The following is a 12,974-nucleotide window of genomic DNA, read 5'->3' on the forward strand; positions in this document are numbered from 1 at the left end:
GCTTTAAGATGCTCAGTCAATCAAAGGATCGTCCTTTTATTTTAGTTACCTCAGAAGAGAGAAGTCAAGTTCTTGAGAAAATAAATACTCAAAATTGGGCAAAAGAAATTTATATTAAATTAAAAGTAAATACTGATTTTCAGGTTAAAACCTTTTATAAAAACCCCGAAAGTTATATCAAACAATTGCCATTCAATTGGTCCAAAGGTCAAAAAAATAGCTTTCCACCTTTTTATAAAACGTATCATGTAGAAAATGGTGTCCAAAAAAATCTTGATAATGCCACGGACGTTGAAAAGAAGCATATGGAATTATTGGTTAAATATCTGCAAGTTTCTTTAGACTGTGGCATCATGTATTATCTAACTCAAGACGAAAAATATGCCTATGTTGCAAGTAGTATTTTATATTCTTTTACAAAATCAGCACAAAAATCCAAACTCTCAGATTGGCATGGTAGAGGTGGCTGGTTGTTTCCTAATGATGGTTTCCGAGAAGTAAGAGTAATAGGCTACAAAGTACCTTTAATTTATGATTTTACTGCTCCTTACATTAAAAACGGAGGACAAGCTTTTGATATCATCAAAAACAAAAAAGTGTTTTTTCCAGTAAATGAACTTCAAGATGTTTGTAGAACGTATGCAGATATCACTGTCAATTACGGTCAAACAGGCTCTAACCATTCAGTTTTAGAATCGCCAAACTTAGTATATAATGCCTTGGCGATGGATGACAAAAAAGAGCGAGAAAAATTATTATCTTACTTCTTAACTAAAAACACAGTCAATCAAGATGCACTTAATGTCATGGCTAAAAATTATAAGAATAAAGGTGATATTTGGCCAGAGACATCACAATATTTAAATCATTCAACAGCCATTTTAGCAAAATTATTATTGGTTGTTAATAGATATAACTCGTCTTTAAAGCTGGGAGAAAAATATCAAAACATATTATTCGCATTACCTAGACTTGACTATTTTGTATATCCAAATAATGAGATTATAAGGTGGGGAGATGGACATAGACGTGCCCATGTCCCTTACGAAGCCTATGAAAATGCCTATGTGTTGGCTAAAATGGATAGTTTACAAGAGTTGCAAGATGAATTTTCACCGCTCATAAAAAGGGCCATGACTAAAGGTAAATACCATAGAAAAAATCCAGAAGCTTTGTTTTGGTACAATAATGATATGAGTAAAGAAGTTGCCAAGATTGAGTTGCCAAGAACCGATAGAGTTTATCACGCTGGCATTGTACTGCAGCGCAATTTAAGTAGCACAAATGATCCAAAAGATGGTTTAATGTGTTTTGTAGGGGGCGCTCACATGGTACACGGTCATGCTGAGGGTATGAATATTGAATTGTATGGAAAAGGACAGGTGTTAGGTGTAGATCATGGTAGAAAAAATTATGGACAAGATTTGCACGAAAACTATTCCAGAATTTTTGCTGCTCACAATACAGTTATTGTAAACGGAAGTTCGAAAGGTGAAGGTGGATGGGTAAATTTGGGAATTAATACAGTTAAACCAATTGCAATGGAGCCTAAAGTTGGAGCAGAAGGGGTGTCCCCATATCATTCGTTCAGTTTAACTAGTTTTGAAGATAATAAAGGAGAAAAGGCAGAAGCTACACAAGAACGGACATTAGCTTTAATACGTACTTCTCCAACCACAGGTTATTATGTGGACGTTTTTCGGTCAAAATCCAAATTGCCAAATGAGTACCATGATTATTTGTATCATAGCATTGGGGATATGCTCCTTTTTGAAAATGATGATATAAAGTTAGAAAAAGCACCTAATAGATATCAAGTAAATGCTAAGGCAGAGTGGGTACATAATAAGCAATATAGAAACCCTGGTTGGCATTTTTTTAAGCATGTAAAAACATCAAAAGTTTATGATAAAGATGTGAAAGCTACATTTCATACAAAACGATTAGCCCAAGGAGGTGTTTTTATGCAACTCCATATTCCGGGTTTTAAAAATAGAACGTTTACCAAAGTAAAGGCACCTATTACTTTTGAAGCGCCAAAACCTTATGATAATTTACCAACACCAACATTAGTAATACGTAATGAAGGTGAAGCTTGGGGCAATCCTTTTGTTGTGGTTTTTGAACCTTTTAATGAAAAAGAGAAGCCAACAATTAGATCAGTTTCAAAAATAGAGCAAGACGGTTTGTATAAAGGGTTGAAAATTGTGAGTAAAACGCCTTCCGGAGTTTTAATTCAATACGTTATTACGCAATCGAAAGATGAAATATTTCAAGGTGATGATATCTATTTTGAAGGTACTTTTGCTATTATTACTGTGGATGAAAATGTAATTTTGAAAAGCATTTATGTAGGTGATGGTAAAAATTTAAGATATAGAGATCACACTGTTCAGACCGATTCATCCAATTCCTACTATAAATCCTATTCAAATTAATAGAACACATTTTAAATGTTCACTTTTAGTATTCTTCCTGTTTTTTGTGGCATGTAAAAACAATGAAACTAAAAGTAAAACACTATTGTTTGTAAGTAGTTTTACTGATAATAAACCAGGAGAGGGCATACATATCTATGAGTTTAATGATGAAACAGGAGAAGCGACTTTAAAATTTACTTTAGAGTGGTCCACGTCATTTCACGTTTCATCCTAACGGTAATTTTGGTTATAGCATTTCAGAGCTGAGCGGAAAATTACCGCTTTTAAATATGAAGATGGGACAGCTAAATATGATGAAAGACTATCAATCTGATAAACAGAAGAAACAGATTTATAGGGCTGCGGATATTCATATTTCACCTGATGGTAATTTTTTATATGCTACTAATCACGGACCAGAAGATGATAGTATTTTAATATTTTCTATAATTCAAGAAACAGGTTAACTAAATTTGGTCGATCATGAACCTACTTATGGGAAACACCCGAGAAATTTAGCTATTGATCCATCTGGAAAATATGTATTGGTAGCAAATCAGTTTACCAACAACATTGTTGTTTTTAAAAGGGATAAAAAAAAGGGCAATTAACAAAGTTACCTCATGATATATACGTAGATAATCCTTCAAGTATTCAAATGTTTCAATACGAAATCAACCAATTACAATGATTCTCTGTCAATAAAATTAAAAGGCACTTTTACTTTTCCCTTTGTTTTATTCAGTATCATGTTTGCTGCAGTTTCTCCCATTACTTTAAAATCTGTCGATATTACAGTAATTCCTAAGAGTTCTTTTAATGGTGTGTCGTTGTAAGATATAATGCCAATTTCTTCACCAAGTTTAAACTCATCTTCTCTTACTCGTTTCACAAGGTTTACTAGGTCGGATTCTTCAATGGTTATAAATAAATCTCCTTTTTTTAAAATCATCTCATCATATACCTTATCTAAAATTTCAAAATCTAATTTAAACTCAACACAAAATTTTCTAAAACCATGTAAAATCCTTCGTGGATAAGGATATATAGCCCTTTCAGGATATATCAACATGATTTTCTGGTATTTTTTTATTTTTTTTAGTCCTTCCTTTAAGGCAGAATAAATATCGTTTTCAAAATCTTGATAAATTTCTACAAAATTACCCTCTAAATTTGGTTTGATGTTATCTAAAAGAATGAGTTTTTCATTAGGTATTTTTTTTATAGCTTTTACTACTTTATCAGTGAGGCTAACATGTTTTAAATCCTCAGTTTTAAAATGCGGCATAATAATAAAATAATCATACGCCGATTTGTTTTTGTCTAATAAATTTAAAAAAAGGCTTTCATCACAATGATAAATATGCAAATCGGTATGAGAATTTGCTCCGATGGCATTTATAAAGTGATTATATGTTCTTAGTTTATATGAACTTAATTTATTAATTAGAAATAAAATATTAACCTTAGAGATTAATTGAGTTCTGGAAATATAAAATCCTTTGCCTCGAATAGATGTTATGATATTCCGTTCTTTAAGAATACTATATGCTTTTTCAACCGTATCTCTTGATAAATAAAATTCTTCGCTAAACATATTTATTGAAGGAATCTTTTGATCCATCGTTAAATTCCCTAAAGAAATATTATTAATTATAGAATCTATAATTTGCTGGTATTTTGGAACCCTTGAATTTTCGTCAATTTTTATGTACTTAATTAGATTCATTTTTGAAATCAAAACTTAATTGATGAAAAGTAAAGGTTTTTTTGAAATAGAAAAAATAAAATGATTAAAATTAATGCTATTTATAGCTTGTAGTAACTAAACTATAATGAATCTCTATCAATAAAATTGAATGGGACTTTATATTGGCCTTTTTCATTATTTAAAATCATGTGAGATGTTGTTTCTCCCATTATTTTAAAATCTGTTGATATAACTGTGATACCAAGAAGTGCTTTAAGAGGCGTGTCATTATATGAAATGACACCTATATCCCTACCTAAAACAAACTCTTTGTCTCTTATTTGCTCAATCAAATTGACTAAATCGTCTTCTTCTATAGTAACAAATAAATCACCTTTTAATAGAATCATATCATTGTAAACTTGATCTAAGATGTCAAAGTCAAAATTATGCTCAACGCAAAATTTTATAAACCCTTTTTTAATGCGTTTAGGGTAGGGATAAATAGTTTTTTTTGGATAGATAAGAATTATTTTTTTGTAATTAGAAATCTTTTCAATCCCATTTTTCAGAGCATTAAAGATGTTTTTTTCATAATCCTCATAAACTGTGATAATATTATCTTTTATTGGGATTTTCTTATTATCCAGAATTACTAGTTTCTCTTTAGGAATTTTATTTATTGCTCGAGATACGGCAACTGTCGTGCTCGTATGCTGAAGGTCTTCAGTTTTAAAATGGGGCATAATAACATAATAGTCATAAGCTTTTTCATGCTTACTTAGCAAATTTAAAAATAAAGTTTCATCACAGTGATATATATGAAGGTCAACATATGCGTTAGGACCAATACTATTAATAAAAGAATGATAGATTTCCATTTTGTACCAGCTCAATTTATTGATGAGAAACAAAATGTTTAATTTCTTTATTAGCTTAGTTCGAGAAATATAATAGCCTTTACCTCGTATGGATGTTATTATATTACGGTCTTTAAGGATACTGTAAGCTTTTTCAACAGTGTCTCTTGAAAGGTATAGATCTTCGCTAAGCCTATTTATTGAAGGTATTTTATGGTCAATTTTAAAATCACCTGAAGAAATATTATTTATAACAGAGTCAACAATTTGCTGATACTTAGGTATCCTTGAATCTACGTCAATTTTAATAAATTTATGTATCTCCATAGTTTAGTTTACTCGTTTTTAGGGTATTTATGCATAAAGTACTCAGCCTTTTCAACCATTTTTTTACTTCCACAAAAAATAGGAACTCTTTCATGTAGTTCAGTAGGTTGAATATCCATAATTCTTTTAAATCCATCTGTTGCTTTGCCACCTGCTTGTTCAGTTAAAAATGCTATCGGGTTACATTCATATAATAAGCGCAACTTTCCTTTAGGCGCCTTAAAGCTGGCAGGATAGATGTAAATACCTCCTTTAATCATATTTCTATGAAAATCTGATACCATAGAGCCTATGTATCTAAATGTATAAGGTCTATCTTCTTCTTCAGTTTGGCAATACTTAATATAATCCTTTACGCCTTGAGGGAAATGAGCATAGTTCCCCTCATTTATAGAAAATATATTTCCAGTTTCTGGAAACTTCATATCTGGATGGGATAAATAAAAACTACCGATAGCAGGATTAAGGGTAAAGCCATTAACACCATGCCCAGCAGTGTAGACTAACATGGTAGAAGTGCCATAAACAATATAGCCAGCTGCCACTTGTTCATTCCCTTTTTGTAAAAAATCTTCTTTTCTTACAGGCATGCCTAGTGGAGTTTTTCTTCTATATATAGAAAATATAGTACCTACAGATACATTAACATCAATATTAGAAGACCCATCTAAAGGGTCTATCAAAACAATATATTTGTTGTCATGTGCATTATATTTTCCTTGTACTGTAACAAAATCTTCTTCCTCTTCACTAGCAATACCGCACACAATTTCTCGGTTTATTAATGCAGATTTAAATACTTCATTAGCATAAATATCAAGTTTTTGTTGATCTTCTCCTTGTATGTTGGTTTCTCCAGCTGCCCCCAATATATCAACTAATCCAGCTTTATTAACCTCATGATTCACTATTTTAGCTGCTAATCGGATGGAATTTATTAATCTCGAAAGTTCTCCTGAAGAATATTTAAAATGTTTTTGATTGTCAATAATAAATTCTCCTAGGGTAGTATGTTTTTTATTCATAATTAAGTTCCTATTTATTTTCGTTTAAATAAGGTGATTATTAAATTGAAATATTTGAATACAAAAATAGGTATTGAAAACATCGAAAGAATCCTGCGGTATCCTGTCGGTATTATTTCAAAGGCCTAATAATTAAATTAGAAGCCTTTTAGAGGGAGATATTTAAAAGGTTTTTTTTAAAATAGGTTAAAAATATAATGTCTCTATAATAATGAGAGATTAAGTATAAAAAATTAAGCACCTGATAAATAGTGTGTTGATTGGTGTTAATGCATAGAAAAAACATATTTTAATGTGTAATATTTGAAATTACGGTACAGTACAGGATAGGAAAGTGTGTTTACAAATATATTTTTGGTATTATTATTATTATTATTATAACACTAAACATGGAAAACAAAGCAGAGACTTTTAAATACGTTGATTATTTATGGGATGAGCAAAAAGCTGCAGCTCTAGGCGATGATCAGATAGCCTTATTTTTATACCGATCAAATATATTAGGAGCTGATTTAAGAATCACCAATTATGGCGGAGGCAACACCAGTTGCAGGACCACAGAAAAAGACCCACTTACCAATGAGGACGTTGAGGTGATGTGGATCAAGGGTTCCGGTGGTGATATTGGGACTTTAAGCAGGGCTGGCATTGCAGGGATCTATGTTGATCGTTTGCGTAATTTAAAAAATGTTTACGGCGGATTGGAAGATGAAGACCGTATGGTTGGACTATTTAACCACAGTATTTATGATCTGGATAGTAAAGCACCATCAATTGACACACCTTTGCACGGTTTATTGCCATTTGCACATATAGACCACTTGCACCCAGATGCTTTAATTGCAGTAGCAGCGGCCAAAGACAGTGAAAAAGTAACCAAAGAAATTTGGGGCGATACTATGGGCTGGGTACCATGGCAACGACCGGGATTTGATTTAGGACTTCAAATAGAAAAATGTTTAGCTGATAATCCAGGAATTCGTGGTATCGTATTAGGTAGTCACGGTTTATTTACTTGGGGAGATACCTCTTATGAGTGTTATATCAACAGTTTAGAGGTTATTGAAAGAGCTTCTGAGTATATTGAACAAAAAATAAAAGAAAAAGGTTCTGTTTTCGGTGGACAAAAAATAGAAAGTTTACCAAAAGCAGATCGTTTAGAAAAAGCGGCTCAAATCATGCCTTTATTAAGAGGCTTATGTTCTTCTGAAAATAGAATGATTGGTCATTTTTCTGATACCGATGTGGTCATGGAATACATCAATAGTTATGATCTTGAACGTTTGGCGCCTATGGGAACCTCTTGTCCAGATCATTTTTTAAGAACAAAAATTCAACCCCTAGTATTAACTTTAGATAAAAATGAAGATTTAACTGATTCAGATGCTATTCTGAAAAAATTAGAACCAGCATTTGAAGCCTACAGACAAGAATACGCAGATTACTATAACACATGCAAAAAGGACAACAGTCCAGCTATGCGTGATGCCAATCCAGTAATCATTATATATCCAGGTGTTGGGATGTTTAGTTTTGCAAAAAACAAACAAACCACACGTGTAGCGAATGAGTTTTATATCAATGCGATCAACGTGATGCGTGGTGCAGAAGCCATTACCGCTTACACCTCATTACCAAGACAAGAAGCTTTTGATATTGAGTATTGGTTATTAGAAGAAGCGAAATTATCACGTATGCCAAAAGAACAACCCTTATCTCGCAAAGTAGCCTTTGTTACTGGAGCTGGTGGTGGTATTGGTAAAGCGATTGCTGATAAATTAGCTGCAGAAGGTGCTAATGTAGTACTTACAGATATCAATGAAGACAGTTTAAAAGAAGCACACGCTACGTATAAAAGAGATGTATCAACCTATGCTATATGTGATGTTACCAATCCAGAATCTATAGCATCAGCTTATAAAAAGGCATGTATTGAATTTGGGGGTGTTGATATTGTTGTGCATAGTGCAGGATTAGCCATTTCTAAACCTTTAGAAGATACTACTGATAAAGATTGGAATATTCTACAAAGTATTTTAGTAAAAGGTCAGTTTGACTTAGCCAAACAATCTGCAGCCATCATGCGTCAACAAGGATTAGGCGGAAATTATATAGCTATAGCTAGTAAAAATGGTTTAGTTGCAGGTCCAAATAACGTAGCTTATGGTACTGCCAAAGCAGCACAACAGCATATGGTACGTTTGTTAGCTGCTGAATTAGCAAAAGATAAAATTAGAGTGAATACCGTAAATCCTGATGGCGTTATTGTAGGGAGTAAAATTTGGGAAGGCGCTTGGGCAGAAGGTAGAGCTAAAGCAAATAATATTACCGTTGAAGAGTTACCTGCATTTTATGCAAAAAGAAACCTGTTGAATGAAATTATCACACCAGATGATATTGCAAACGGCGTATTCTCTTTGGTAGGTATTCTTGATAAGTCCACGGGAAACATTATTAATGTTGATGGTGGAATGGCGAATGCCTTTGTAAGATAGAACATAAAAGTTAGTATAGTTATTGTTTAGTTGAGTAAAAGCAAACTTCCATAAGATTGAATTGAAGTTTATGGGAGTTTCTTTTTTTAGAAAGATGTTAAAATTATGAAAATTCAAAAAGAACAAATCTCAGATTATAATAAAAAAGGATTGGAAAGTCATAACGAAAATTTTGATTTTTTAGCCAATAAGTTGAGTAAAGAGGGGCATGACGTTTCAAATATCGTGTCTAAATTAGCTAAATTCCAGGTTGCCATACCAAGTTGGGCATTAGGGGCTGGAGGTACACGTTTCGGCCGCTTTTCTTTTTTTGGTGAGCCTTCAAGTCTTGAGCAAAAATTAGAGGACGTTGGTGTTCTACATGCACTTACTCAAACTGCAGGTGCTGTGTCATTGCATATTCCTTGGGATATCCCTTCAGATTATGCTGCTATTAAAGAACAAGCTGATGGGTTGAATATCAAGTTTGATTCGGTAAACTCTAATACGTTTCAAGATCAAAAAAATGCTCAAGAAAGTTATAAATATGGCTCTTTAAGCAATACCAGTCAAGCCGTTCGTGAACAAGCGATTGCTCATAATTTAGATGTTATTAATATTGGAAACAAATTAGGGTCTAAAAGTTTAACCGTTTGGTTGGCTGATGGGTCTTGTTTTCCAGGACAAAACAACTTTCAAACCGCTTTTCAAAATACACAAAACAGTCTTATAGATATTTATAAAGGCTTACCAGATGATTGGAAAATGCTTATTGAATATAAACCTTACGAACCAAACTTTTACAGTACGGTGATTCAAGATTGGGGGGCTTCATTAATGTTAGCTAACGGTTGTGGTGATAAAGCCTATACCTTGGTTGATTTAGGGCACCACCTTCCAAACTCTAACATAGAACAAATAGTTTCTATTTTACAATTGAAAGGCAAACTAGGAGGTTTTCACTTTAATGATAGTAAATATGGTGATGATGACTTAACAGTAGGTAGTATCAAACCTTATGCACTATTCTTAATTTTTAACGAATTGGTTTATGGCATGGAAAACAATCCTCAAAATCCAGATTTAGCTTGGATGATTGATGCGAGTCATAATGTGAAAGATCCTTTAGAAGATTTAATCCAATCATTAGAAGCAATACAAGAGGCATATGCCAAAGCCTTACTGATTGACCAAGCCGCTTTAAAAGCAGCACAACTGGATAATGATGTAGTGAAATGTCAAGAAATTTTACAAGGGGCTTACAGAACCGATGTGAGACCTTTACTTGAAAAAGCCCGTTTAAATACTGGAGGTGTATTAAGCCCAATAGGCGCTTATAGGGCTTTAGATGTTAGAGGTGGTCTTATTAAAGAAAGAGGTAAAAACACTGTAGCTACAGGACTTTAATGGGTGTAGTATGAAAAATGTAACAGCAGTTTTCGATATAGGAAAAACGAATAAAAAGTTTTTCCTATTCGATAAAAATTTTAAAGAAGTCCATAAAGAATATATTTCTTTTGAAGAAATAGAAGATGAAGATGGACATCCAACAGAAAATCTTCCGGCATTACAAAAATGGCTAAAGGCTGTTTTTAATAGAATACTTGAAGCCAAGGAGTTTGATGTTAAAGCTATCAATTTCTCAACCTATGGCGCCAGTTTAGTTCATATTGATGAAGACGGTAAACCGTTAACACCACTTTATAACTATACTAAGCCTTTACCAGAGGAGATAGTCACTTCATTTTTTGAAGCCTATGGGCCCAAAGAGGCCTTTCTTCAAAATACAGGTTGTGCAGATTTAAGCATGCTAAACTCTGGACTACAGTTATATTGGTTAAAAAAATCACAACCAGAAGTTTTTAGTAAAATAAAATATTCGTTACACTTACCCCAATATCTTAGTTATGTCTTTACAGGTATTCCTTTAAGTGAATATACCAGTATTGGTTGCCACACAGCACTTTGGGATTATGAAAAGAAAGATTACCATAGTTGGGTGTACAAGGAAGGCTTTGATAAAATTTTACCTCCCATTGTTTCTACCGAAACCAGCATTAATATGAATTACAATGGTAATCGTATAAAAATTGGTGTTGGAATTCATGACAGTTCTGCAGCACTTTTACCTTATGTAAGGAGTATTAAAAAGAAATTTATTTTGGTATCTACAGGAACATGGAGTATTGTTTTCAACCCATTTACTGAAAACCCTATTTCAAACGATATTCATAATACAGACACTATTAACTACATGCGTATTAACGGGAAACCTGTTAAAGCTACGCGTATATTTTTGGGTAATGAATACAAGGTACAAGTCGAAAAATTAAATGAGCGTTTTGGAGTTAATGATGACTTCCATCGTCAGGTTAAGTTTGATTATGATACGTATCTCGAAATCATGAAAGATTTCAATTTTTGCTATAAATGGGAGAGTATTTTTGATGAAGATATGCCAGATAAAACAAAAATGTTATATCATAAATATGAGCATGCCTATCATCAACTCATGACAGAGCTCGTATTACTACAAATTAAGTGTATCAAAAAAGCCATTGGGACAGACCCAATAAAACGCATTTATATTGACGGTGGTTTTAGTAATAATGATATTTATATCAAGTTGTTATCTCATAATTTCAGAGATAAAAAACTAAGTACAACAGATGCCTCATTAGGTTCTGCTTTAGGTGCTGCCATTTCAATTTCAGACAACAAACTAAACTCTAAATTCTTAAAGGAGAATTATGCGCTTAAAAAGCATGTTCCTTTTATTGTTAGCGGTTAAATTTATTAAAATAAGTAAAAAAACATTGAGACTATATTAGCCTCAGAATATTACAATTCCAAATCAATTCAAAATGTCTAAGAATATAAAATTAATTCACCCCAGAAATCAGATTACAGAAATTATAGATAGAATTTATAAAAGAGGTATGACCACAACTTCAGGTGGTAATATCTCCATTATAGACGATCAAGGCGATATATGGGTAACTCCTTCAGCTATTGATAAAGGTTCGTTAAGAGCATCAGATATCATCTGTGTAAAAAAAGACGGTACTATTATAGGAAAACACAAACCGTCTTCAGAATTTCCATTTCATAGAGCCATTTATGAATCAAGACCAGATATTAAATCCGTAATTCATGCACATCCTCCTGCATTAGTCTCTTTTAGTATTGTACGTCAAATTCCTAATACCAACATCATCTCTCAAGCAAGACATATTTGTGGGCCAATAGGCTACGCTAAATATAGACTTCCGGGTAGTGAAGATTTAGGAGATGTTATTGGCGATGAGTTTAAAAAAGGGTATAAAGCCATAATTATGGAAAATCACGGCACTGTTTTAGGCGGTAGTGATTTGACTGATGCTTATGAACGTTTTGAAGCTCTTGAGTTTTGTGCAAGTACTATTTTGTATGGATCTCAAATAGGCAGGCCAAAATATTTAACTGATGAGCAAATAGACGAATTTGAAGCACAAGCTACAGGAGTATTACCTGAATTAAAGAATGTTGAATATACATCTGATGAAGTTGAAAAACGTTTAGAAATCAGCAAGATTGTACAACGTTCTTGTCAGCAAGGTTTAATGATTAGCTCATACGGTACCGTATCTATGCGATGGAAGGATAATGATTTTCTTATTACACCAACAGGGATTAATCGTTGGGATTTAGATATTGATGATATTGTTCAAATTAAAGATGGTAAAAGAGAAGCTGGAAAAATACCGAGTAGAGCCACTTGGATTCATCAAGAAATTTACAATCGTAACCCGGATGTAAATTCTATTATCATGACACAATCTCCATATTTAATGGCCTTTGGTGTTACAGGAGAATATTTAAATGTACGTACCATTCCGGAAAGCTGGATCTTTTTACAAGATATTAGTGCAGTAAAATACGGTGATCATTTTAGAAAAAACAACAATTCTAAAATAGTTGATAACTGTGCAACGGCATTAATTATAGAAAATGATTCTGTCATTATTACTGGAGATAAGTTATTGCAAACCTTTGATTATTTGGAAGTTGCAGAGTTTAGCGCAAAATCTATTGTTTTAGGGAATTCACTTGGAGACATGGTGGCAATCAACGATGAACAAGTAGAAGATTTAAGAAAAAAGTTTTTATCATAAGATTTTTTACAAGTAAAAAATATA

At 32.8% G+C, this 12,974-nt stretch carries 9 protein-coding genes and 1 pseudogene; 7 read left to right on the forward strand and 3 right to left on the reverse strand.

Annotation, left to right across the window (positions count from 1 at the left end):
* The first annotated feature begins 8 nt into the window (after positions 1-8).
* The 3 genes and pseudogenes from ABD935_RS09450 (at position 9) to ABD935_RS09460 (ending at position 3,031) form a co-directional block, all read left to right on the forward strand.
* A complete protein-coding gene (locus ABD935_RS09450; RefSeq protein ID WP_345191683.1) occupies positions 9-2,438 on the forward strand; it encodes an endo-acting ulvan lysase-like protein in 2,430 nt (809 codons plus the stop codon).
* Positions 2,439-2,484: 46 nt separating this feature from the next.
* Positions 2,485-2,655 (forward strand): hypothetical protein, encoded by a 171-nt coding sequence (locus ABD935_RS09455; RefSeq protein WP_345191684.1) that lies wholly within the window; start codon positions 2,485-2,487, stop codon positions 2,653-2,655.
* Positions 2,656-2,683: 28 nt separating this feature from the next.
* Positions 2,684-3,031 (forward strand): annotated as a pseudogene (locus tag ABD935_RS09460) (lactonase family protein).
* A 71-nt stretch (positions 3,032-3,102) separates the two neighbouring features.
* Here ABD935_RS09460 and ABD935_RS09465 read toward each other — a convergent pair.
* The 3 genes from ABD935_RS09465 to fbp form a co-directional block, all read right to left on the reverse strand.
* Positions 3,103-4,149: a GntR family transcriptional regulator gene (locus ABD935_RS09465; protein WP_345191692.1), complete on the reverse strand. Its 1,047-nt coding sequence runs from the start codon at positions 4,147-4,149 to the stop codon at positions 3,103-3,105.
* 101 nt (positions 4,150-4,250) lie between these two features.
* Positions 4,251-5,297 (reverse strand): GntR family transcriptional regulator, encoded by a 1,047-nt coding sequence (locus ABD935_RS09470; protein ID WP_345191694.1) that lies wholly within the window; start codon positions 5,295-5,297, stop codon positions 4,251-4,253.
* 8 nt (positions 5,298-5,305) lie between these two features.
* The gene (gene fbp / locus ABD935_RS09475; protein ID WP_345191696.1) at positions 5,306-6,322 is read right to left on the reverse strand and encodes a class 1 fructose-bisphosphatase; all 1,017 of its coding nucleotides are present in this window, start codon (positions 6,320-6,322) and stop codon (positions 5,306-5,308) included.
* A gap of 389 nt (positions 6,323-6,711) precedes the next feature.
* Here fbp and ABD935_RS09480 point away from each other — a divergent pair, with 389 nt between their 5' ends.
* The 4 genes from ABD935_RS09480 (at position 6,712) to ABD935_RS09495 (ending at position 12,950) form a co-directional block, all read left to right on the forward strand.
* Entirely contained in the window at positions 6,712-8,817 is a 2,106-nt protein-coding gene (locus ABD935_RS09480; protein ID WP_345191697.1) for a bifunctional aldolase/short-chain dehydrogenase, read from the forward strand.
* Positions 8,818-8,922: 105 nt separating this feature from the next.
* On the forward strand, positions 8,923-10,203 hold the full coding sequence (locus ABD935_RS09485; protein ID WP_345191699.1) for a sugar isomerase: 1,281 nt from the start codon (positions 8,923-8,925) through the stop codon (positions 10,201-10,203).
* Positions 10,204-10,213: 10 nt separating this feature from the next.
* Positions 10,214-11,587 (forward strand): FGGY-family carbohydrate kinase, encoded by a 1,374-nt coding sequence (locus ABD935_RS09490; RefSeq protein ID WP_345191701.1) that lies wholly within the window; start codon positions 10,214-10,216, stop codon positions 11,585-11,587.
* A 73-nt stretch (positions 11,588-11,660) separates the two neighbouring features.
* Complete coding sequence (locus tag ABD935_RS09495; RefSeq protein WP_345191703.1) at positions 11,661-12,950, forward strand: class II aldolase/adducin family protein; 1,290 nt, start codon at positions 11,661-11,663, stop codon at positions 12,948-12,950.
* The last annotated feature ends 24 nt before the right edge of the window (positions 12,951-12,974 follow it).

Source organism: Algibacter agarivorans, assembly GCF_039543245.1.
GTDB lineage: Bacteria > Bacteroidota > Bacteroidia > Flavobacteriales > Flavobacteriaceae > Algibacter_G > Algibacter_G agarivorans.